This is a genomic window from Streptomyces sp. NPDC045956, from assembly GCF_056430705.1.
Genome location: NZ_JBWKKZ010000008.1, coordinates 789 through 22400, shown reverse-complemented (window position 1 = coordinate 22400; position 21612 = coordinate 789). Strand labels below are relative to the sequence as shown.

Below are 21612 nucleotides of genomic sequence, written 5' to 3'. Positions count from 1 at the left end.
CCGCGCACGACCGGACACGCAGGCGCGCGGCTCACCGTTTCCTCACCCGGCGGTCACCCCTTCGGCGGACCCGGGTTGCCCGGAGCGGCACACAGATCATCTACGTGCGTCGTATCCTGCTCGGACGTTCGCTGCCGAGACCGCCCCGGTGACACGGCACCACCCCCCGCCCGACAGCACCGGAACAACGAGAGCTCGTCAGTCCGTTGAGAAACGGTTGACGTCTGCGGCACAGCGTTTGGCTTCCCGGCCGAACGGCTGCTTTGCTTCATGGCTCAACGACGATGACACAGACCCCTGACCCCACCCTTGACCGCACTAGCGACCGCCCCCACGCGGGGTGACGTGGCCGTTCGACTGGAGTTGCACGTGGCCGGGCGCATCGAAGACTACGCACTCATCGGAGACATGCAGACCGCTGCCCTGGTCTGCCGGGACGGCACAGTCGACTGGCTGTGCCTGCCCCGCTTCGACTCGCATGCCATCTTCGCCGGTCTGCTGGGTACCGGAGAACACGGGTTCTGGCGGATGGGCCCCGCCTACGCCCCCGGCGCCGAGCCGCCCACCGCGGCCCGGCGGACCTACCGCGGCGACTCGCTGGTGCTGGAGTCCGAGTGGGACACGCCGCGCGGCACCGTCAGGGTGATCGATTTCATGCCGCCGCGCGACGGCGCGCCCCAGCTGATCCGGATCGTGGAGGGCGTCTCCGGCCGGGTGCCGATGCGCTCGGAGCTGCGGATGCGGTTCAGCTACGGCCGCGTGGTCCCCTGGGTGCACAAGCACGAGGGCCGCACGGTGGCCGTCGCGGGCCCCGACTCCGTGTGGTTCGACACGGAGGTCGAGACCTACGGCAAGGCGCTGACGACCTACGCGGACTTCACGGTCGCGCCGGGTGACCGGATCGCCTTCACGATCTCGTGGGAGCCCTCGCACAAGGAGCCGCCGGCGCTGCCCGAGCCGGAGCAGTCCCTGGAGGCGACGGAGGAGTTCTGGCGCGACTGGGTCGAGCACTGTACGTACCACGGTCCCTACCGGGAGGCCGTGGTCCGCTCCCTGATCACGCTGAAGGCCCTGACGTACGCCCCCACGGGCGGCATCGTGGCCGCGCCCACCACCTCCCTGCCGGAGGACATCGGCGGCGTCCGCAACTGGGACTACCGCTACACCTGGCTGCGCGACGCGGCCATCACCCTGTCCTCGCTGCTGCGCACCGGCTACCGCGAGGAGGCCCGCGCCTGGCGCGAGTGGCTGCTGCGCGCGGTCGCCGGTGATCCGGAGAACCTCCAGATCATGTACGGCATCGCCGGTGAGCGCGAGCTGGGCGAGGCGGAGCTGGACTGGCTGCCCGGTTACGAGGGCTCCACCCCGGTGCGGGTCGGCAACGGCGCGGCCCACCAGCTCCAGCTGGACGTCTACGGCGAGGTCACCGAGGCGCTGCACCTGGCCCACATGACGGGCCTGTCGCGCAACGACTACGCCTCGGTGCTCCAGCTCAAGCTGATCCGCTACCTGGAGGACCACTGGCAGGAGCCGGACGAGGGCATCTGGGAGGTGCGCGGCCCGCGCCGCCACTTCGTGCACTCCAAGGTGATGGCCTGGGTCGCCGTCGACCGCACCATCAAGCTGATCGAGTCCGGGGACGCCGACGGCCCGCTGGAGCGCTGGAAGCAGCTGCGCGACGACATCCACCGGGACGTGTGCGAGAAGGGCTACGACAAGGAACGCAACACGTTCACGCAGTCCTACGGCTCCCAGGAGCTGGATGCCTCGCTGCTGCTGATCCCGCAGATGGGCTTCCTGCCGCCGGACGACAAGCGGGTCATCGGCACCATCGAGGCCATCCAGCGGGAGCTGTCCACCTCGGACGGCTTCATCCTGCGCTACCCGACGGAGGGCGGCGACGAGGGCGTGGACGGCCTGCCCGGCGACGAGGGGGCCTTCCTGGCCTGCTCGTTCTGGATGGCCGACGACCTGGCGATGATCGGCCGGGTGGACGAGGCGCGCAAGCTCTTCGAGAAGCTCCTGGCCCTGCGCAACGACCTCGGTCTGCTGGCCGAGGAGTGGGACCCCCGCCTCCAGCGCCAGGTGGGCAACTTCCCGCAGGCCTTCAGTCACGTCCCCCTGATCGACACCGCCCTGCGGCTCACGGCGAGCGGGGCGTACGGGGGCTGACGGACGCCGCCGCGGACGGTCGTGCCTCCCCGCGGGGCCTGAACGGCCCGGGGGTGCCCCCAGGGGCGGCACGGGCGGGCGCGGCGGCATCCCCCGGGGCCCACGGGCTCCCTCGGCCGTCGCCGGACGCCCGAGATGTACCCGCAGGCCACCCCCGGGTACCGTCCGCTGCATGAACAGCCCCAGCGCACCCCCGCCGTCGGGGATCACCGTGCAGCGCGCCCTGGAACTCCCCGGTCTGCGCAGCGGCCTGCCGGAGATCCTCGCCGGTGCCGACCGCCTGCACCGCACCGTGCGCTGGGTCCACGCCGGGGAGGTGCCCAACATCGCCTCCCTGCTCAAGGGCGGGGAACTCCTGCTGACCACCGGTTACGGCCTCGGCACCCGCCCGGCCGAGCAGCGCGCCTTCGTCCGCACGCTCGCCGAGCGCGGTATCGCGGCCCTCGTCGTGGAGCTGGGCCCGCGTTTCACCCGGCTGCCCGCGACCCTCGTGGACACCGCCCGCACGGCCGGGCTGCCCCTGGTGCAGCTCCACCGCGAGGTGCCCTTCGTGACGGTCACGGAGGAGGTCCACACCGAGATCGTCAACGGTCACTACGCGCTGCTCCAGCGGGCCGAGGAGGTGCACCGCCGCTGCACGGAGGCCCTGCTGGGCGGTGGCGGGGTGCCCCAGGTGCTCGGCATCCTGGCCGGCTTCGGGGACAACCCGGTCTTCCTGGAGACCACCGACGGCCGCCTGCTGTACGCCGCCGGCTCCGGCCCCGAGGGCGCCGACCCGCTCCAGGTGTGGGAGGGGCTGCGCGGCCCGCACAAGGACGCCCCTCCCCCGGCGGGCTCGGTCCTGGTGGACGTGCCCGGCGGCGGCCCGGGCGCCGGTTCGGTGCGCGCCCGGCTCGTCCTGCTGCCCGTACGGTCCCCGCTGGCGCCGGTGCACCGGATGGCGGCGGAGCGGGCGGCCGGCATCCTCGCCGTGGTGCTGATGCAGGCGCGGCAGGAGGAGGAGCTGGCGGCGCGCGGGCGCGGCGACTTCCTCACCGACCTCGCCGAGGGGCGGATCACCGCGGCGGATGCCCCGGCGCAGGCACGCGTCCTGGGCTTCAAACCCGGCGACGGTCCCCTGCTCCCGGTGGTGATGCGGCTCGGCGACGCGCTGTCCCCCTCCGGCGGCGGCTGGGCGGTGCTGGCGCGTGCGGTGGCCGAGGAGCTGGCGTCCGTCGGGGTGCCGGTCCTGCTGGGCGTACGTCCGGTCGAGGGCCGGGTCCCGCTCCTGGTGGGCCTGCGCTCGGAGTCGGAGCGGACGTCGGTCGCGGACCGGGTCGCGGCGGCACTGCGGGCAGGCGTGGAACGGGCCGGGATGCGCCGGCCGGGGGCACAGCCGCCCGTCGTGGTCGTCGGGGTGGCCGGCGGCTGGACGGCGGCGTCGGCGGGCCTGCGGCACGCGGCGGAGACGGCGACCGCGGCCCAGGGGCTCACCGACCGGCCCTGGTACGACGCCCGGCGCCTCGACATCGACCTGCTGCTGTGGCGGCTGCGTGACCATCCGGACCTCGCGGCCTTCGTGGACCGGGCGATCGGCCCCCTCCGGGACCACGACGAGCGGTCGAGGCCGCCCCTGCTGCCCACGCTCCAGACGTATCTGGCGCACGCCGGGCGCAAGGCGGAGACGGCACGCGAACTCCACCTCAACCGGCAGACGCTCTACAACCGGCTGGCGCGTATCGGGGAGTTGCTGGGCACGGACCTCGACGACCCGCAGACCGTGCTGGCGTTGAGCCTGGCCCTGCGCGCCCGCCGGCACCTCCCGTGAGCGGGTCCGGGTCCTGGGCCGGGCCCGTTCAGAGCATCGGCGTGGGCTGCGTCAACTCGTCGTAGACGCTGAGGACCTGGGCGACGGTCTCGTCCTCGGTCGGCCAGGTGGCGGCCTGCCGCACACCCCTGTCCCTCAGCTCCTCGCACCGCCGGGGGTCGTCCAGCAGCCGGACGACTGCGCGGGCGAACGCGTCCGCGTCCCCGGCCGGGACGATCTCGGCGGCGTCGCCCACGAGTTCGGGGGTCCCGCCCGCGTCGCTCGCCACGAGCGGCAGCCGCGCGGGGAGCGCCTCCTGGGCGAGGACGGAACGCGCCTCCCGGCGGCTCGGCAGCAGCGCGAGGTCGGCCGCGGCCAGCAGGTCGCCGACGTCGTCACGGCTGCCGATGAGGACCACCGGCAGCCCTTCGTCCTCGATCCGCCGCTGCAACCGCGGGCGCGCGGGACCCTCACCCGCGACGACGACCAGCGGCACCGGGTCGAGACGGCGCCACGCGCGCGCCGCGTCGAGCAGGACGTCGTACCCCCGGTGCTCCTCCAGGGAACCGACGGCGATGAGCAACGGGCGGCCGGTCGCACCGAGTTCGGCCCGGGTCTTGGCACGGCGCCGGTCCGGGTCGTCGGGCTCGGCCGGCCCGCAGGGGCGGGCGGGCAGCGCGACGGGTCCGAGCCGGGCGTCCCGCGCACCGGCCCCCCGTGCCGCGTCGACCAGCTCCGAGGTGGCGCCGAGCACCACGGCGGCGGCCTTCATCACCCGGCGTTCCAGGACGCGCAGCAGATGGGCGCGCGCACCCTCGGCGTGGGCCCGGTCGTGCCAGGTGACGACCAGCGGGGTGCGGACGCGGCGCCCGCCGAGGGCCAGCGCGGCACGGAAGGAGGCGTGCAGCCCGTGCGCGTGCACCAGGTCGGCGTCCGCGCAGACCGCCCGCAGCGCGGCCACGGAGACGGGATCGCTGCTGCGCGGTACGTGCACATGGTCCGCTCCGGCGCCTGTGAAGTCGTAGATGCGTTCCGCATCGGTGGGGGCGCACACCGTCACTTTCACGCCCCGTGCGACGAGCCCCGCGGCCAGGGAGCGCACATGCGCGCTGCTGCCGGCGTTGCCGCCGCCCAGCACCTGCACGGTGCGCAGCGGCGACTGGCCGTGCGGGGCGTGGCTGCTCACGGGGGTCACGTGGCCGGGGCTCCTGGTTCGGCGGGGGGCGGTCACGAAGAACGTACAGAACGATGGTGCGGGGAGGGCGTGCAGCGCGGTCTCCCGTGCGGCACACCGTCAAGGATGCCAGGCCGTACGGGTGTTCCGGGAACGACGACCGTCGCGCGCGGGCGGCCGGCGGGGCAACGAGACAGGGCCAATTCACTCACACGAGTGAACGAGCCGCCTCGCTGTGTTTCGCCGGTGGACCTCGGCCCGTCGGGTCACGATCCCTGGTCGGAGCGCGCCTGGCCGTCGGGCTGCCGAGCGCGGCGGACACCCTCCGCCTCCGTGGAGGCAGGGGACTCGGCGGACGGTGCGGGCGCGAAGTACTCCAGGGTGCCGGTGACTTCCAGCAGGCGGCCGAGGAAGTGGGGGCGGCCGTCCATCCGGAGCGCGGCTCCGATGTCCCCGGCGAGCCGCTCGATCATCAGGAGCGTGGCCAGGCCCATCGAGTCGCAGGTGGTGAGCCGCGCGCAGTCCAGCCGCACCACGCGGGGCACCGGTTCATGCGCGAGCCGGTCGCGGGCGGCGGCCAGCAGCTCGTCGGCGCTGTCGTAGTCGAGGTCGCCGCTGAGCCGCAGCAGTACCTCCCCGGATTCCAGGGGGGTGACGGTGACGTGGAAGTCGTTCTGGGGGCGTGTCGTCATGCGGTCATTCCGGGTCCGGGGATGGTGTGACGGGGGTGGCGTGCGTCGAGCACCGCTCGGCCTCGCTCGAGGAGGCGCAGCGCCCGTGGGAAGTCCTTCACCTCGTCCGCCAGGACGACGAGCGTGGGGCGCAGCACGGTGGCCGGTACCCCGCGGGCCTCCAGGATGTCGGCGGTCCAGTCCAGGAAGCCGGTGAACAGCCGGACGTCGTCGGTGTAGAGGGCGGCGGAGAGGAAGTCGACGACGTGGGCGACGTCCTCGGCGGTGCGCTCGCGCTGGGCGTCGGTGTAGGCGCGCATCGCGGGCAGACGTGCGTCGAGGCCGGCCAGGGTGTTCCTGACCAGCTGTGCCTTGCTCCGGACGACGAGGGTGTATTCCTGGTCGGTCAGGTGCGGCAGGTCGTCGACCGTCAGGTGGGCCGCGCCGGCACGTGGCCGGGGGACGCCGCGGCCGAGGAGGTCGGCGGCGGCGCGCGCGTTTGGTGCCCAGGCGTCCGCTCCCAGCAGGCGGGCGTGGCGGCCGTCCTCGCCGAAGGCGGCGCCCCCGGCCAGGACGGGGATGCCGAGGGCCTGGACGGCGGTGATGGCCGTGTGCGCCGCGGGGAGCCGGGTGGGCAGCGACGAGGACAGGGCCAGGACGTCCGGGGCGGTGCGGTGCATGTGGGCCACCAGGTGCGGGGTGGGGACCTGGGCGCCGAGGAAGTCGACCTCGTAGCCGCGGCCCCGCAGTACCTCCGCGAGGATCCGCGCCGGCAGCGCGTGCCACTCCCCGTCCACACAGGCGACGGTCACCGTGCCCGCCGTGCGCGGTGCGGCGTCGGCACCGGCGGTGCTCCGGTGCGCCATGGCGGCGATGATCCGGTCGTGTATCGCGGTGGCCGCGTGTTCCTGCGCGACACTGATCCGCCCCGCGGCCCACTCCGAGCCGACCCGCACCTGGACGGGGACGATGACGTCCAGGAGCACCTCCTCCGCGGAGAAGCCGCTGTCCAGCGCGCCGAAGACGACCTGCCCGGCCGCCCGCTCGTCGCGTTCCGTGACCGCCCGCCACAGCGCGGTGCGCAACTCCGGCACGGGCCGGGGTCTGCCGCCTCTCGGTTCGGCTCCCGTCGCGTCGGAATCGGAGTCGGTCCCGGTGCCGGGATCCTTCCCGGTCTCGGAATCGGTCCCAGCCTCGCTCTCGGTACCAGCCTCGGTCTCGGTCTCGGTCTCGGTCTCGGTCTCGGTGTGGATCATGCCGTGTACCTGCCCGGTGTGTGACCGTCCACCGCTGTCAGGTGCGCCAGCTGCGGCGCGGTGATCGCCACCAGGGCCATGTCGTCGTGCCGCTGGTCGACGATCCAGTCGGAGGCGAGCAGCTGGACGCGTTCGACCACGGCTTCCGCCGGCATCCCGGCGCAGTCGGCGACGGCCGCCCGCAGCCGTGCCTCCCCGAACATGGTGTCCCCCAGCGGCCCGCCCCTGGCCTCCGTGATGCCGTCGGTGTACATCAGGCACGTCTCCCCCGGAGCCAGGTCGACGTGCGCGGTGCGCGCACGGATCCGGGGCAGCGCGCCGATGAGCGTCCCGGACGTCTCGGCTTCCTCCACGGCCCCGCTGTGGCGCACGATCAGGGGCGGCGGGTGACCCGCGCTGGTCAGCCGCAGGCGGACCTGCCCGCCACGCCGGACGACCGAGGCCAGGACGAGCGTCGCGAACCGGGTGTGACTGCCGTTCAGGAGCGCGCCGTTGAGGAGGCGCAGCATGTTCTCGTGGTCGTCCGCCATGGGCAGCAGCGCCTGGAGCGTGTTGCGGATCTTGCCGGTGAGGACGGCGGCGTCCAGTCCCTTCCCGCACACGTCGCCGAGGACGGCGAGCGTCTCCTCCCCCGGTCCCGCTCCGGGATGCACGTCGTAGAAGTCGCCGCCGACCCGCTCGGTGTCGCGGGACGCTCGGTAGCCGCCCGCGAACTCGACACCGTGCACCTGCCGCAGCGAGGGCGGCAGCAGGTCGGCCATGAGGGTCGCGGTGATGCTCGTCTGCTCCGAGTACAGCCGGGCGGCCGAGAGGGCGGACCCGGCGCGCGCGGCGAACAGCCGGGCGACGGCCTCCTCGCTCTCGTCGAACGCCGCGTGCTCGCTGTGCCGCAGCAGGATCAGCGCCCCGGCAGGCACACCGTGCCCGGGCAGCGGGCAGACGACGACGGAGCCCACCTCGCCCGCGAAGCCCTCGGGCAGTGCCCAGTCCGGCAGGGCCGCGGGGTCGATCCACCGCGACGGCACCGGCGGGAACCCCTGGAGCGCCTCGCCGAGGCCGGGCACGGACGCCGGGTCGATCCGGGCGGTGGTGTGCCTGGCCGGGGCACCCCGCACGCTGCCGGCGAGCGGGTGCTGCCGCCCGTTGGCGGGGGCCACGAGGAGCGCGGCGTCGGCCAGGTTCTCGGCCGCCAGCTGGACCGTGACGTCCATGCAGCGCCGTACGTTCAGCGACGCGAGCAACTGGGTGGAGGTCTCGGCGAGGAAGGCGGTGCGCTGCTGCTCGCTGCGGAGCGCGCTCTCGGCCTGCAACCGGTCGGTGTCGTCGACCAGCCACCACACCACGTCACCGTCGGCCCCCGGAGTGGGGTGCGCCTCCAGTGTCAGGTTCCGGTGCGGTCCCCGGACCGACCGCGCCGGGACGGCGAGGTCGCGTCCGGCGGTGTGCCGGTGGGCGTCGGCGAGCCAGGGGGGCGCCACGTCGTCCAGGGCCACCCCGGGGGCGGCGCCGGGGAACAGGGCGGTGGCGGCGGCGTTCGTCCGCGCGATCCGGCCGTCCGCGTCCGCGACGACGACCGGGTAGGGCGCGCTCATCCACGCGGCCCCGATACTCGGAGGGGAACCGTGCGGCTGCGCCGGAGCGTCCTCAAAAATCGTCATCTTCGCGAGACCGCACGCTAGGGGCCCCATCACCTTCCCTGAAAGACACGTTCCGTCCCACCATGTCCCAACGCCTCCGCGTCTTCAACCCGTCTTCCCCGTCCCGGGCTTCTCGTGCCTGCCCGGGCCGGTCTGTCACAGGTCGGCCCGGGGCTGCCACAATGCCGTGATGAGCGAAGATCAGGAAGTGCGGACGACCCTGGAGGGCGGCGTACGCATCGTGAGTGTCAGCGGGGAGTTCGACCTCGAGACGATCGACACCCTCGCTCATGCTCTCACCCACGTCCCCGAGGGCAGCACCGGCACCGTACTGGACCTCGCCGGGGTCGTGTTCGCCGACTCGGCGTTCCTGCACCTGCTCCTACGGGCCAGGCGGCACCACGGTACGGTCGGCACCCCCCTCGTCCTCGCCCGGCCGAGCACGACCGTCTCCCGGCTGCTGCACGTCACGGACACCGCGGACGCCTTCACCGTCGCCCCCTCCGTACCGGTCGCCACCGCGGGCGTCCGTGCCGCGGAGACCGGCGGGAACGTGATCCGGTGACCGGCCTCACAGGCGAGGCTCCGGCGCCGGGATGGGGGACGAACGGATGACCGGGGGAAGGACGACGGTCTCCGGCACGGCCGACGACCGGTCCTCGCTGCCGACGACGGCCGCGGAGGCACGCGCGCGGGTGCAGGACGTACTGGACACCCACCCGGAGACACTGTCCCCGACGGTGGTCAACGACATCCTGCTGGTCACCTCCGAGCTGGTGACCAACGCGCTGAGGCACGGCGGGGGCCTCACGGCCTTCCACGTCGCCCTCACACCCGAAGGGCTGCGCGTCGCGGTCAGCGACCGGTCCGACGACCGTCCCCGCACCGCGGCGTCGACTTCGTCACAGGACCCCGCGGGCCGGCTGGGCGGCTTCGGCTGGCCGCTGATCCAGCGGCTGAGCCGGTCCGTCACCATCACCCCGGCTCCACCGGGGAAGACGGTCGAGGCCGTTCTGGCCTACGAGGCCCCGGCCCTCTGAACCACCCGGCACGGGCCGAGACCGCCCCCCACCCGGGGAGCGGCCCCCGCCCGACGCCCGCGATGCCCGGGTCCGAGCCGCCCGCGGGACAGCCTCGGCGCGCGGGTCCGGGCGTCACCGCGGGGACGGGCGGCCCGGCTACGCGTCTGCCCTGGCCGTCGCGAGCAGTTCCTCGGCGTGCGCCCGGGCCGTCTCCGAGTCCTCCTGGCCGGCCAGCATCCGGGACAGCTCCCGGACGCGCTCCTCGCCCTCCAGCACCTTGACGCCCGAGCGGGTCACCGAGCCGTCGTTCGTCTTCTCCACCAGCAGCTGCCGGTCGGCGAACGCGGCCACCTGCGGGAGGTGGGTGACGACCACGACCTGCGCGCTCTTCGCCAGCCTCGCCAGGCGCCGCCCGATCTCGACGGCCGCCTTGCCGCCGACACCGGCGTCGACCTCGTCGAAGAGGTACGTCGGCACCGGGTCCGTACCGGCGAAGACGACCTCCACGGCGAGCATCACGCGTGACAGTTCACCACCGGAGGCCCCCTTGGCGATCGGCCGCGGCGGGGCGCCCGGGTGCGGGGCGAGCAGCAGCTCGACCTCGTCGGCGCCCGACGGCCCGTAGGCGACCGTGCGGCCGCCCACCTCCACGCCCTCGGGGTCCTCGGTCTGCCGGATCTCGAAGGACACCCGCGCGTGGGGCATGGCCAGCGAGGCCAGCTCGGCGGTCACCGCGGCGGCGAACCGCTCGGCGGCCTCCGTCCGCGCGTCCGTGAGCGCCTGTGCCAGCCCGCCCAGTTCGGCCCGGAGCGCGTCCCGTTCGGCGGTCAGCTCGCCGATCCGCTCGTCGTCGCCGTCCAGCTCGGTCAGCCGCGCGGCGCCCTGCTCGGCCCAGGTCAGCACGGCGGCGACGTCCTCGCCGTACTTGCGGGTCAGCGCGGTGAGCGCGGCCCGCCGCTCCTCGACCGCCGCCAGCCGCAGCGGGTCGGCGTCCAGGTCGTCGGCGTACCCGGCGAGTTCGCCGGCCACGTCCCGCAGCAGGATGCCGACCTCACCGATCCGCTCGGCGAGCGCGGCCAGCGCCGGGTCGTGCGACCGTACGGCGTCCAGGGCCCGCTGCGCGCCCGCCACCAGCGTCGACGCGTCGACACCCTCGGGGTCCTCCGGGTTGCCCGCCAGCGCGGCGTGCGCGACCGTGGCGGCCGACGCGAGGGCCTCGGCGTGGCCCAGGCGCTCCGCCTCCTCGGCCAGCTCGGCGTCCTCACCGGCGAGCGGCTCCACGGCGGCGATCTCGTCGAGGCCGTAGCGGAGCAGATCGGCCTCCTGGGCGCGTTCGCGCGCGCGGGTGGTGATCTCCTCCAGCTCGCGGGCGACGGCCCGCAGCCGCCGGTAGGCCTCGGCGTACTTGGCGAGCCGCCCGGTGACCGCGTCCCCGGCGTACCGGTCCAGTGCCTGCCGCTGGCGGGTCAGTTTGAGCAGCCCCTGCTGATCGGTCTGCCCGTGCACGGCCACCAGTTCGTCGGCCAGCTCGGCGAGCACGCCCACGGGCACGGACCGCCCGCCCAGGTGCGCCCGCGAGCGCCCCTCGGCCGACACGGTGCGGCTGATCAGCAGCGCCCCGTCGTCCAGCTCGGCCCCGGCCTCCTCGGCCCGGACGGCGACCGCCGCGTCGCCGGGTACGGCGATCCGCCCCTCGACCACGGCGTGCTTCGCGCCGATCCGTACGAGGGCGGCGTCCGCGCGCCCGCCCAGCAGCAGCCCCAGGCTGGTGACCACCATGGTCTTGCCGGCACCCGTCTCACCGGTGACAGCGGTGAACCCGGGCGACAACTCGACCACGGCGTCGTCGATGACCCCGAGCGACCGTATCCGCATCTCCTCAAGCACGGACCGACCATACGAGGTTTCGCCCGCGGTGTGCGACGCCACCCCACCCGACCGGGGCAGTCGCAGGCCGTCACCTGCGGACGGGTCGCTCGTTGCACGGGTACTGCTCCCCGCTGCCGCGGGGATGGTCCGGTCGTGTCCGTGCTCGACGAGCTCCGGATACGGTGCTCCCCGCGAACGCGGGGATCGGGGCGCCACGCCGGGTCAGTCCTAGTGCGGCGCCCCGCGCCACCCGGACACCGGCAGCGCGAACTTCGCGACCAGGCGGTCGGTGAAGGAGGCGTGGTGCAGCCGGGCCAGCCGTACCGGCACCGCCCCCCGCCGCACCTCGACCCGCGCGCCCGGCGGCAGCTCCACCGTCCGCCGCCCGTCGCACCACAGCACTCCCGGCGGGATGTGCGGCAGCACCTCCACCGCGAGCACCGAGTCCGGCGAGGTCACCAGCGGCTTCGCGAACAGCGCGTGCGCGCTGATCGGTACCATGAGCAGCGCCTCGACCTCGGGCCACACCACCGGCCCCCCGGCCGAGAAGGCGTACGCCGTCGATCCGGTCGGCGTGGACAGCACGATGCCGTCGCAGCCGAAGCCCGTCACCGGCCGCCCGTCGATCTCCAGCACGACTTCCAGCAGCTTCTCGGCGCCGGCCTTCTGCACGGCGGCCTCGTTCAGCGCCCAGTCGGTGTGCACGATGTCCCCGTTGCGGTGCACGACGACGTCGACGGTCATCCGCTCCTCGACCTCGTACGCCCGGCTCACCACCCGGTCGACGACCTTGTCCAGGTCGTCGCGCTCGGCCTCGGCGAGGAAGCCGACCCGGCCCAGGTTGACGCCGAGCATGGGCACCCCGGAGGCGCGGGCGAACTCGGCGCCGCGGAGCAGCGTCCCGTCACCGCCCAGCACGATCAGCAGCTCGCACCCGTCGAGGCACTGCGGGGTGGCCTCTCCGACCAGCTCCACCTCGCTGGGCAGCGGCAGGTCACAGGCCTCCGCCTCCAGGACACGCACCCCGATGCCGGCGTGCAGCAGGCCCTTGACCACGAGCTCCGCGCTGCGGATGGCCGCCGGCCGCCCGGTGTGGGCGAGCAGGAAAACAGTACGAGCTCGGTTCTGTGTCAACGCGGCCCCTCCGCCACTGCACGGTCAACGTCGGCCGGGTCCAGTTCACCGGCCCCGGCCCGCAGCCACAGAAAGTACTCGACGTTGCCGGAGGGTCCGGGCAGCGGACTGGCCGTGACCCCCCTCACACCGAGCCCCAGTTCCCAGGCCCTGCGGGCGACACCCCGCACGGCCTCGGCCCGCAGCTGCGCACTGCGTACCACTCCCCCGCTGCCCAGCCGCTCCTTGCCCACCTCGAACTGCGGCTTCACCATCATCACCAGGTCGGCGTCCGGTCGCGTGCACCGCACCAGCGCGGGCAGTACCAGTCCGAGCGGGATGAAGGACAGGTCCCCCACCACCAGGTCCACCAGCTCCCCGTCGATCGCTTCCGGCGTCAACTCCCGTACGTTCGTACGGTCCTTGACGGTGACGCGTTCATCCTGCCGCAGACTCCAGGCGAGTTGCCCGTATCCGACGTCCACGGCGACGACGTGCGCCGCGCCGGCCCGCAGCAGTACGTCGGTGAAGCCACCGGTGGACGCGCCGGCGTCCAGCGCCCGCCGCCCCTCGACGACGAGCCCCTGCGGCAGGAACGCCGACAGGGCGCCGGCCAGCTTGTGGCCGCCGCGCGAGACGTAGTCGGGGTCGCCGTCGTCGGCGGTCACCACGATCGCGGCGGCGGTCTCCACCTGCGTGGCGGGCTTGGTCGCGACGGTCTTGCCGACGGTGACCCGCCCGGCGGCGATCAGCTGGCTCGCGTGCTCGCGCGAGCGCGCCAGGTTGCGGCGGACCAGCTCCGCGTCGAGACGGCGGCGTGCGACTCCTGCCACGTTCGGTTCAGCTCCTGTGTTCGTGCGGCCGGTCGGACCCGTGGTCCGAAGGGCCTCGTTGAGGGGTGGTGGTCGGGTGACGGGTGGGAACCGGAGGTCCCGGGCGGGCGTCGAGCGCGGTGAGCGCGTCGCGCAGCCCCCGGTGTACATCCTCGTACACCTGGACGTGTCCGTCGGTGGCCAGGTGGTCGACGTCGGCCAGCCGGGCCAGCCCGGCGTCCACCTCGGCGTTTCCGGTGAGTGGGCGGGGCACGTCGAGAGGGGCTGGGGCCACGGGATCACGACCCGGCAGGTCCCGGGCCCCGGTCCCGTCCGCCTCGCTGTCGTCGGCCACGGGCACCGGCACTGCGTCGCTCATGCCCCGACGCTACCGCGTGCCGCTGCGGTACGGTCGGTGCCGATGGCGACGATCGAGGAGTGCCGCGCCGCACTCGAGAAGCTTGCGGACAGCATGGGGAACGCCGAGGGCGACGTGCGCTCGGCCGCCGAGCTGGACCGCTCGGTGAGCTGCCACATCACCGACCTGGACGTCACGTTCGCGGGCCGCATGGCGGACGGGCGGATCGACGTGCGCGAGACCCTCGAGGGGCCGCCGCGCGAGAAGGCCGAGATCAGGCTGGCGATGACCGGGGACGACCTGGTGGCCCTGGTCGAGGGCGAGCTGCACTTCGCCAAGGCCTGGGGCTCGGGCCGGGTGAGGCTGGAGGCGGGGCTGCGGGACCTGTTCCGTCTCAGGAAGCTCCTGTAGCCCGGGAGACTCCTGCAGCTCAGGAAGCTCCTGCGACCGAGCCGCTTCGCCGCCTCCGCGAGTCGCCGACGACCCGGCGAAGCCCTTGCCGCCGTCTCAGGAAGCCTTGGAGACCACCGCCTTCTCGGGCCGCCCCGGCGCCGTCACCCGTGCCTTGCGCGCGGCCGGCACCACCAGCGGGGTGCCCGTCTCCGGGTCGTCGATGACCTGGCAGCGCAGTCCGAAGACCCGCTCGACGAGTTCCGCGGTGACGATGTCCTTCGGCGCGCCCTCCGCGATGATCTCCCCGCCGCGCAGGGCGATGAGGTGCGTGGCGTAGCGGGCGGCGTGATTGAGGTCGTGCAGGACGGCCACGAGGGTGCGGCCCTGCTCCTCGTGGAGTTCGGCGCACAGGTCGAGGACGTCGATCTGGTGCTGGATGTCCAGGTAGGTGGTCGGCTCGTCGAGGAGCAGCAGCGGGGTCTGCTGGGCGAGCGCCATGGCGATCCACACCCGCTGGCGCTGGCCGCCGGAGAGTTCGTCGACGTAGCGTTCGGCCAGCTCCGAGATCCCGGTCTGGGCCATCGACTCCTGGACGACCCGCTCGTCCTCCGTGGACCACTGGCGCAGGATGCCCTGGTGCGGGTAGCGGCCCCGGCCGACGAGGTCGCCGACGGTGATGCCGTCGGGCGCGATGGACGACTGCGGGAGCAGGCCGAGGGTCCGGGCGACCTGCTTGGCCGGCATCGACTGGATGACGTTGCCGTCCAGCAGCACCCGGCCCTCACTGGGCTTGAGCATCCGCGACAGGGCCCGCAGCAGGGTGGACTTGCCGCACGCGTTCGGACCGACGATCACGGTGAAGGAGTTGTCGGGTATCTCCACCGACAGCTTCTCCGCGATGACGCGCTGGTCGTAGGCGAGGGTGACGTTCTCGGCTGACAGGCGGTTCACGTTGCTCCTTTGGTTGTTCAGCCCGCTGCGGATACCGGCGCCGGTGCTCAAATCCGCCCCGCCTTGCGCTCGGTGACCAGCAGCCACAGCAGGTAGATACCGCCGAGGACGCCGGTGACCACGCCGACGGGCAGCTGTTCGGCGCCGAAGGCCCGCTGCGACACCCAGTCGGCGCCGACCAGCAGCGCGGCGCCCATGCACAGCGACGCCACCAGGTTGGGGCCCGGCGCACGGGTCAGGCGCCGGGCCAGCTGCGGCGCGGTGAGCGCCACGAAGCTGACCGGCCCCGCGGCGGCGGTCGCGGCGGCGGTGAGCAGCACGGCGGCCACCATCAGCAGCGCCCGCACGCGCTCGACGCGCACCCCGAGGGCGTACGAGACGTCGTCGCCCATCTCCATCATCCGCAGCGCCCGCCCGTTGGTGAGGACGAGCGGCACGAGGACGGCGCACAGGGCGAGCAGGGGCCAGACCTGGTCCCAGTCACGGCCGTCGAGGGAGCCGGTCATCCAGACGACCGCGCGGGACGCGTCGACGATGTCGGCCCGGGTGAGCAGATAGCCGTTGACCGCGGTGACGATCGCGGACATGCCGATACCGACCAGGACCAGCCGGTAACCGTGCACGCCCTGCTTCCAGGCGAGCAGGTAGATGGCGAGACCGGTCACCAGGCCGCCCACCAGCGCACCGCCGGTGACCTGGGCCGAGCCCCCGGAGAACAGGACGATCATCGTCAGGGCGCCGGCCGTCGCGCCCTGCCCGAGGCCGAGCACGTCCGGGCTGCCGAGCGGGTTGCGGGAGATGGCCTGGAACAGCGCGCCGCCCAGTCCGAGCGAGGCGCCGACCAGCAGGCCGACCAGGACCCGGGGCAGTCGCAGTTCGTTGACGATGAACTCCTGGCCCGGGTTGCCCTGCCCCACCAGGGTCCGCAGTACGTCGACGGCCGGGATCTCGAAGTCGCCGGTGCCGATCAGCAGGACGCTCGCGGCGAGGGCGACGACCAGCAGCAGGACGACGACGACGGCCGCCCGGACGTCCAGGCGGAACGACAGCCCGCCCGGGCTGCGCACCGCGCGGTTGGTCTTCACGGTCTTCACAGCTGGGCCGTCCTCCGCCGTCGTACGAGATAGATGAAGACCGGCCCGCCGAGCACGGCGGTGACGATCCCCACCTGGAGTTCCGAGGGCCGGGCCACGATCCGGCCGAGCACGTCCGCGCCCAGCAGCAGCACGGGCGACAGGATTGCGGCGTACGGCAGGATCCAGCGCATGTCGGGGCCGGTGAAGGAGCGCACGATGTGCGGGACCATCAGGCCGACGAAGACGATGGGCCCGCAGGCGGCGGTCGCGGCGCCGCAGAGCACGGTCGCGGCGAGCATGGACAGCGCGCGGGTGCGGTTCAGGTTGGCCCCGAGGGCCTTGGCGGTGTCGTCGCCCATCTCCATGGCGTTGAGCGGCCGGGAGAGCGCCAGGGCCAGGACCGTGCCGACCAGGAAGAAGGGCAGCACCTCCCTGATGGTGCCGTCGGTCGCCGAGGAGAGCGAACCGACCGTCCAGAAGCGCATCCTGCCCAGCGCCGCGTCGTCCATGATCATGACGGCCTGGAGGTAGCCGAAGAGCGCCGCGCTGATGGCGGTGCCGGCCAGGACGAGCCGCACGGGCGTGGCCCCCCGGCTGCCGCCCAGGAACCAGACCAGCGCGCCGACCCCGGCCGCACCGGCGAAGGCGAACCACACGTACCCGGTCAGGGAGGTGACGCCGAAGAAGGAGATGGCCGTGACCACCGCGGCGGAGGCCCCCGCGTTGATGCCGAGCAGGCCGGGGTCGGCCAGCGGGTTGCGGGTGAGTGCCTGGAGCACGGCTCCGGCGAGGCCGAGCGCGGCTCCGGCGAGCAGGCCGATCACGGTCCGCGACAGCCGCTCGCCCACCACGACGTCACCGTAGGTGCCGGAGTCGTGGAAGAGGCCGTGCCAGACCTGTGCCAGCGACAGGTCCTTCGCGCCGATCGCGATACTCGTCAACGCGACGAGGACCAGCACGGCCGCCGAGACGGGCAGACCGACCGCGCGCAGGACACGGCGCTTCGGGGGCGGCGCGGGGGCGGTCTCCGCGCGCTGTTCGGGGGGACTGTCGACCAACACCCGGTTAGGTTAGCCTACCCTGCCAATCGATCACGATCTCGGCAACCGGCAACCGGCAACCGGCAACCGGCAACCACAGTCTGCCTGCTCCCGTACGCCGCATCACAGCCCCAGTCGTGCCAACGCCTTCCCCGAGTCCAGTCCGCAGCCCGCGTCGCCACCCGCCGTCCAGGCCGCCGCGCACAGCGCGCGCAGCCCGTCCAGCGCCGCTCCGTCACCCTCCAGCTCCAGCCGCTCCGCGCCGACCGTGGCCGTCCACCCGCCGCAGCGGAAGCGGGCGTTCCCGTCGCCCTCCTCCACCACCTCCGGTTGCCCGGTCAGCAGTCCGCGCAGGTCGGCGTCGACGTACGTCGGCCGGTGCTGCGGCGGCGCCGCCAGCAGTTGCGCACCGTCGGTGACGCCCGTCAGGACGAGCAGCGAGTCCACCTCCCCGTTGAACGCGCCCTCGATGTCCGTGTCCAGCCGGTCCCCGACCACCAACGGCCGCTGCGCGCCGGTCCGCAGGATCGTCTCCCGGTGCATGGGGGGCAACGGCTTGCCCGCGACCTGCGGCTCGGCGCCGGTGGCGATCCGGACGACCTCCACCGCGGCGCCGTTGCCGGGTGCGATGCCCCGGGCGCCCGGGATCGTCAGGTCGGTGTTGGAGGCGTACCAGGGCACACCGCGTGCGACGGCGTAGCAGGCCTCCGCGAACCGCCCCCAGGGGAGATCGGGGCCGCCGAAGCCCTGCACGACGGCCGCCGGATCGTCCTCCGCCGACTCCACGGGTTCCAGCCCGCGCTCGCGCAGCGCCACCCGCAGCCCCTCGCCGCCGATCACCAGCACCCGGGCGCCCGACGGCACCTGGTCGGCGATCAGCCGGGCCACTGCCTGCGCCGAGGTGATGACGTCGTCGGCTCCTGTCGGTATCCCCAGCTCGGTCAGGTGCTCGGCGACCGCGTCCGGGGTCCGGAGCGCGTTGTTCGTGACGTACGCGAGGTGCATGCCGCCCGACCGTGCGGAGGCGAGCGACTCGACGGCGTGCGCGATCGCGTTCCCCCCGGCGTAGACCACGCCGTCCAGGTCGAGCAGTGCCGTGTCGTACGCCTCGCTCAGGTCCCGCCCACTGCCCTCGGGCCTCGTCCTGACGCTCCGGCTCATGTACATCGCTCCTCGTTCGACGCCTTTCCCCCGATCATCCCCCATGCCACCGACACACGTACGATGCCGGGATGAACACAGCAGGTCACCCGGAAGCAACGGCGCCCCGGGGCCTGGAACTCGTCCCGTTCCGAGGCCTCCGCTACGACCCCGACCGGGTCGGCAGCCTGGCCGCCGTGACGTCCCCGCCCTACGACGTCGTGGTCCGCCCGGACGGCCTGCTCCACCTCGAGTCCGCCGATCCGCACAACATCGTCCGCCTGATCCTGCCTCAGGCCGCCACGCCCGAGGCGCGCAACGAACAGGCGGCCCGCACCCTGCGACGCTGGATCTCCGAGGGCGTCCTGACCGCCGACCCCGAACCGGGCCTGTACGTCTACGAGCAGCGCGACGGCGAGGGCCTGCTGCAACGCGGCATCATCGGCGCGGTGCGCGTGTCGGACCCCTCCGAGCGGATCGTCCTGCCGCACGAGGACGTGATGCCGCACGTCGTCGCCGACCGCGCGGCCCTCATGCGCGCGACCTGCGCGAACCTCGAACCCCTGCTCCTCACCTACCGCGGCGGCGACGCCACCGCGGCCACCACCACCGTCGTGGAGCGCACCGCCGAGCGGCCTCCGCTGCTCTCGACGACCACGGAGGACGGTTTCTGCCACCGCCTGTGGTCGGTCACCGCACCGGACGACGTGGACCGCGTACGCGCCGAGCTGGCCGGCCACCAGGCCCTGATCGCCGACGGCCACCACCGCTGGGCGACCTATCGCACGCTCCGCGCGGAGCACCCCTCCCCCAGCCCCTGGGACCACGGCCTCGTCCTGCTGGTCGACACCGTCCGCTACCCGCTCCGCGTCCGCGCCATCCACCGCCTGCTGCACGGCCTTCCGGTCGCGGACGCCGTGGCCGCCCTGGCCGGCCGTTTCCGCGTCCGCCGGGTGAGCGCTCCCCTGCCGCGGGCCATGGACGCCCTGGCGGAGGCGGCCGAAGCGGGCAACGCCTTCCTGCTCGCCGGTGACGGTGCCTTCCACCTGGTCGACCGGCCGGACCCCGATCTGCTCGCCGACACGGTGCCCGCCGATCGCCCCGAGGCTTGGCGCACCCTGGACGCCACCGTCCTGCACGCCACGCTCCTGGCGCACGTCTGGCACGTCCCCGACGACTCGGCGGCGCACGTCTCGTACATCCACGACACGGCGGCCACGGTCGACAAGGCGGAACGCGACGGCGGTACGGCGGTGCTGATGCACCCGGTCCGCGAGGAGGTCGTCCGCGACCTGGCCCGCCAGGGTGTCACCATGCCCCGCAAGTCGACGTCCTTCGGCCCGAAGCCGGCCTCGGGCCTGGTCCTGCGTGCGCTTGATCTGTGACCCGGCATGACGAAGGGGCGGGACCGTGCGCCGGTCCCGCCCCTTCGTCATGCTGTCGTGGACGTCAGTCTTCCTCGCCGTCCTCGGCGGAGGGCTTCACCACGTCGTTCTCGCGCTCGTCCGCGCCTTCACGCTCGTGCCCGCCCTCGTGCTCATCCTCGTCCTCGTCGAGGGCGTCCGTGAACTCGACGCCCTCCAGCTCGGCGAGCCGGTCGGAGGCGTCGGTGCTGCCGTCGCGGTCGGACTCCACGGCCTTCGCGAACCACTCCCGCGCCTCCTGCTCCCGGCCGGCGGCCAGCAGCGCGTCGGCGTAGGCGTACCGCAGGCGCGCGGTCCAGGGCTGTACGGAGCTGGAGGCCAGCTCGGGGCTCTGCAGCGTCACGATGGCCGCGTCCAACTGCCCCATGTCCCGGCGGGCCCCGGCCGCGACGAGCCGCATCTCGACCTGACCGGCCTTGTCGAGCTTGTGCACCTCGGGCGCACCTGCCATGTCCAGCGCCTTCTCCGGGCGGCCGAGGCCGCGCTCGCAGTCGGCCATGACCGGCCACAGCTCGACCGACCCGGTCATCCGGCGGGCCGCGCGGAACTCGGCCAGGGCCTCGCTGTACTTCTGGTTGGCGTAGGCCGCGAAGCCACCGGCCTCCCGTACGGCGGCGACCCGGGATGCCAGACGCAGGGCGACCTTGGAGTAGGCGTAGGCCGTCTCCGGGTCCTCGTCGAGGAGCCGGGCGACCATCACCAGGTTCCGGGCGACGTCCTCGGCGAGCGTCTTGGGAAGACTCTGCAGCTCCTGCCGCACGTCCTGGTCGATCTCGTAACCCGTGACCTCCTCGGGGATCGGCAGGCGCTTGATCGGCTCCCGGTCACGGTCACGCTCGTCGCGGAAACGGCCACCGCCGCCCTCCCGGTCGTCGCGTCCACGGAATCCACCGGGCCGCCCACCGCGGTCGTCACGACGGGGCCCAGGCCCACGTCCACCGCGGTCGTCCCGACGGTCGTCACGGCCGCGGAACCCACCCCGGTCGCCACCCCGGTCGTCACGCCGACCGAAACCACCGCGGTCACCACGGTTGTCGTCACGCCGGAAGCCACCGCGGTCACCGCGGTCGCCGCGGTCGTCCCGCCGGAAACCGCCCCGGTCACCGCGGTCGTCGCGTCGGAAGGGGGGACGGTCACCGCCCCGGTCATCACGTCGGTCGTCACGACGGAACGGAGGACGCTCGCCGCCACGGTCCCCGCGGTCGTCACGACGGTAGGGGGGACGGTCACCGCCCCGGTCGCCACCACGGTCGTCGCGGCGGTCGTCCCGCCGGTCGTCACGGCGGAAGGCGGGGCGCGCACCCCGGTCGTCACGTCGGTCATCACGACGGAACGAAGGACGCTCGCCGCCACGGTCGTCACGGCGGTCATCACGTCGGTCGTCACGACGGAAGGGGGGACGGTCGCCACCACGGTCATCGCGACGCGGTCCACGGTCCCGATCGTCACGACGCCCGTAGCCTCCACCACGGTTGTCATCACGACGGTCGTCCCGGCGATCGTCGCGACGGAAACCGCCCCGCTGCCCGCCACGGTCGTCACCACGCCGCTCATCGCGCCGGCCGAAACCGCCCCGGTCGTCACGTCGGTCATCACGACGGAACGGAGGACGCTCGCCGCCACGGTCGTCGCGGCGGTCGTCCCGCCGGTCGTCACGGCGGAAGGCGGGGCGCGCACCCCGGTCGTCACGTCGGTCATCACGACGGAACGAAGGACGC

Annotated in this window: 20 protein-coding genes; 6 read left to right on the top strand and 14 right to left on the bottom strand. The window is 73.7% G+C overall.

The window, feature by feature from the left end:
* Positions 1-369: 369 nt before the first annotated feature.
* Entirely contained in the window at positions 370-2172 is a 1803-nt protein-coding gene (locus AC07FV_RS21520) for a glycoside hydrolase family 15 protein (RefSeq protein WP_356606227.1), read from the top strand.
* A gap of 172 nt (positions 2173-2344) precedes the next feature.
* Positions 2345-3979: a PucR family transcriptional regulator gene (locus AC07FV_RS21515; RefSeq protein ID WP_479088960.1), complete on the top strand. Its 1635-nt coding sequence runs from the start codon at positions 2345-2347 to the stop codon at positions 3977-3979.
* A 28-nt stretch (positions 3980-4007) separates the two neighbouring features.
* Here the strand turns inward: AC07FV_RS21515 and AC07FV_RS21510 are convergent, their stop codons facing one another.
* The 4 genes from AC07FV_RS21510 to AC07FV_RS21495 all read right to left on the bottom strand — a co-directional run bounded on the left by AC07FV_RS21510 (position 4008) and on the right by AC07FV_RS21495 (position 8717).
* Positions 4008-5153 (bottom strand): glycosyltransferase family 4 protein, encoded by a 1146-nt coding sequence (locus tag AC07FV_RS21510; RefSeq protein WP_479088959.1) that lies wholly within the window; start codon positions 5151-5153, stop codon positions 4008-4010.
* Between the two features lie 245 nt (positions 5154-5398).
* Positions 5399-5824: an STAS domain-containing protein gene (locus tag AC07FV_RS21505; protein WP_479088958.1), complete on the bottom strand. Its 426-nt coding sequence runs from the start codon at positions 5822-5824 to the stop codon at positions 5399-5401.
* Positions 5821-7059 carry a cobalamin B12-binding domain-containing protein gene (locus AC07FV_RS21500; RefSeq protein WP_479088957.1) on the bottom strand — a complete coding sequence of 413 codons (1239 nt, stop codon included), beginning with the start codon at positions 7057-7059 and terminating at the stop codon, positions 5821-5823. Before AC07FV_RS21500 ends, AC07FV_RS21505 begins: the two co-directional genes overlap by 4 nt.
* A complete protein-coding gene (locus AC07FV_RS21495; protein ID WP_479088956.1) occupies positions 7056-8717 on the bottom strand; it encodes a SpoIIE family protein phosphatase in 1662 nt (553 codons plus the stop codon). The genes AC07FV_RS21500 and AC07FV_RS21495 overlap by 4 nt, the downstream gene beginning before the upstream one ends.
* Before the next feature lie 169 nt (positions 8718-8886).
* Between AC07FV_RS21495 and AC07FV_RS21490 the strand changes: the two genes are divergently transcribed.
* Together AC07FV_RS21490 and AC07FV_RS21485 are read left to right on the top strand one after the other, a co-directional pair.
* The gene (locus tag AC07FV_RS21490; protein WP_479088955.1) at positions 8887-9261 is read left to right on the top strand and encodes an STAS domain-containing protein; all 375 of its coding nucleotides are present in this window, start codon (positions 8887-8889) and stop codon (positions 9259-9261) included.
* Between the two features lie 46 nt (positions 9262-9307).
* Complete coding sequence (locus tag AC07FV_RS21485) at positions 9308-9736, top strand: ATP-binding protein (RefSeq protein ID WP_479088954.1); 429 nt, start codon at positions 9308-9310, stop codon at positions 9734-9736.
* A gap of 138 nt (positions 9737-9874) precedes the next feature.
* Here AC07FV_RS21485 and recN read toward each other — a convergent pair whose 3' ends face one another.
* From recN to AC07FV_RS21465, 4 genes are all read right to left on the bottom strand, one after another.
* The gene (gene recN, locus AC07FV_RS21480; RefSeq protein ID WP_479089247.1) at positions 9875-11593 is read right to left on the bottom strand and encodes a DNA repair protein RecN; all 1719 of its coding nucleotides are present in this window, start codon (positions 11591-11593) and stop codon (positions 9875-9877) included.
* Between the two features lie 222 nt (positions 11594-11815).
* Positions 11816-12721 (bottom strand): NAD kinase, encoded by a 906-nt coding sequence (locus AC07FV_RS21475; protein ID WP_383648493.1) that lies wholly within the window; start codon positions 12719-12721, stop codon positions 11816-11818.
* Positions 12718-13533, bottom strand: coding sequence for a hemolysin (locus AC07FV_RS21470; RefSeq protein ID WP_479088953.1), 816 nt, complete (start codon positions 13531-13533; stop codon positions 12718-12720). The genes AC07FV_RS21475 and AC07FV_RS21470 overlap by 4 nt, the downstream gene beginning before the upstream one ends.
* Before the next feature lie 7 nt (positions 13534-13540).
* On the bottom strand, positions 13541-13891 hold the full coding sequence (locus tag AC07FV_RS21465) for a hypothetical protein (protein ID WP_479088952.1): 351 nt from the start codon (positions 13889-13891) through the stop codon (positions 13541-13543).
* Positions 13892-13933: 42 nt separating this feature from the next.
* Here AC07FV_RS21465 and AC07FV_RS21460 point away from each other — a divergent pair, with 42 nt between their 5' ends.
* Entirely contained in the window at positions 13934-14281 is a 348-nt protein-coding gene (locus AC07FV_RS21460) for a sterol-binding protein (protein ID WP_356606183.1), read from the top strand.
* A 96-nt stretch (positions 14282-14377) separates the two neighbouring features.
* On the opposite strand, the gene AC07FV_RS21455 is transcribed toward AC07FV_RS21460, so the two are convergent.
* The 4 genes from AC07FV_RS21455 to AC07FV_RS21440 form a co-directional block, all read right to left on the bottom strand.
* A complete protein-coding gene (locus tag AC07FV_RS21455) occupies positions 14378-15265 on the bottom strand; it encodes an ABC transporter ATP-binding protein (RefSeq protein ID WP_479088951.1) in 888 nt (295 codons plus the stop codon).
* Positions 15262-16299 (bottom strand): FecCD family ABC transporter permease, encoded by a 1038-nt coding sequence (locus tag AC07FV_RS21450; RefSeq protein ID WP_479089246.1) that lies wholly within the window; start codon positions 16297-16299, stop codon positions 15262-15264. Before AC07FV_RS21450 ends, AC07FV_RS21455 begins: the two co-directional genes overlap by 4 nt.
* A 5-nt stretch (positions 16300-16304) precedes the next feature.
* On the bottom strand, positions 16305-17351 hold the full coding sequence (locus AC07FV_RS21445; protein WP_356606187.1) for a FecCD family ABC transporter permease: 1047 nt from the start codon (positions 17349-17351) through the stop codon (positions 16305-16307).
* A gap of 102 nt (positions 17352-17453) precedes the next feature.
* Complete coding sequence (locus tag AC07FV_RS21440) at positions 17454-18491, bottom strand: HAD-IIA family hydrolase (RefSeq protein WP_479088950.1); 1038 nt, start codon at positions 18489-18491, stop codon at positions 17454-17456.
* A gap of 71 nt (positions 18492-18562) precedes the next feature.
* Here AC07FV_RS21440 and AC07FV_RS21435 point away from each other — a divergent pair, with 71 nt between their 5' ends.
* The gene (locus tag AC07FV_RS21435) at positions 18563-19855 is read left to right on the top strand and encodes a DUF1015 domain-containing protein (protein WP_479088949.1); all 1293 of its coding nucleotides are present in this window, start codon (positions 18563-18565) and stop codon (positions 19853-19855) included.
* Positions 19856-19919: 64 nt separating this feature from the next.
* Here AC07FV_RS21435 and AC07FV_RS21430 read toward each other — a convergent pair whose 3' ends face one another.
* Together AC07FV_RS21430 and AC07FV_RS21425 are read right to left on the bottom strand one after the other, a co-directional pair.
* Entirely contained in the window at positions 19920-20699 is a 780-nt protein-coding gene (locus tag AC07FV_RS21430; protein WP_479089245.1) for a tetratricopeptide repeat protein, read from the bottom strand.
* A partial coding sequence (locus AC07FV_RS21425) for a hypothetical protein (protein WP_479089244.1) occupies positions 20591-21612 on the bottom strand: 1022 nt, incomplete at its 5' end. The genes AC07FV_RS21425 and AC07FV_RS21430, both read right to left, overlap by 109 nt.

Bases quoted from the DNA above. Each gene is read 5' to 3' on its own strand.
- AC07FV_RS21440 (WP_479088950.1), bottom strand. From the start codon at position 18,491: ATGAGCCGGAGCGTCAGGACGAGGCCCGAGGGCAGTGGGCGGGACCTG.
- AC07FV_RS21505 (WP_479088958.1), bottom strand. From the start codon at position 5,824: ATGACGACACGCCCCCAGAACGACTTCCACGTCACCGTCACCCCCCTG.
- AC07FV_RS21460 (WP_356606183.1), top strand. From the start codon at position 13,934: ATGGCGACGATCGAGGAGTGCCGCGCCGCACTCGAGAAGCTTGCGGAC.
- AC07FV_RS21435 (WP_479088949.1), top strand. From the start codon at position 18,563: ATGAACACAGCAGGTCACCCGGAAGCAACGGCGCCCCGGGGCCTGGAA.
- AC07FV_RS21465 (WP_479088952.1), bottom strand. From the start codon at position 13,891: ATGAGCGACGCAGTGCCGGTGCCCGTGGCCGACGACAGCGAGGCGGAC.
- AC07FV_RS21500 (WP_479088957.1), bottom strand. From the start codon at position 7,059: ATGATCCACACCGAGACCGAGACCGAGACCGAGACCGAGACCGAGGCT.
- AC07FV_RS21495 (WP_479088956.1), bottom strand. From the start codon at position 8,717: ATGACGATTTTTGAGGACGCTCCGGCGCAGCCGCACGGTTCCCCTCCG.
- AC07FV_RS21515 (WP_479088960.1), top strand. From the start codon at position 2,345: ATGAACAGCCCCAGCGCACCCCCGCCGTCGGGGATCACCGTGCAGCGC.
- recN (WP_479089247.1), bottom strand. From the start codon at position 11,593: ATGCGGATACGGTCGCTCGGGGTCATCGACGACGCCGTGGTCGAGTTG.
- AC07FV_RS21490 (WP_479088955.1), top strand. From the start codon at position 8,887: ATGAGCGAAGATCAGGAAGTGCGGACGACCCTGGAGGGCGGCGTACGC.
- AC07FV_RS21485 (WP_479088954.1), top strand. From the start codon at position 9,308: ATGACCGGGGGAAGGACGACGGTCTCCGGCACGGCCGACGACCGGTCC.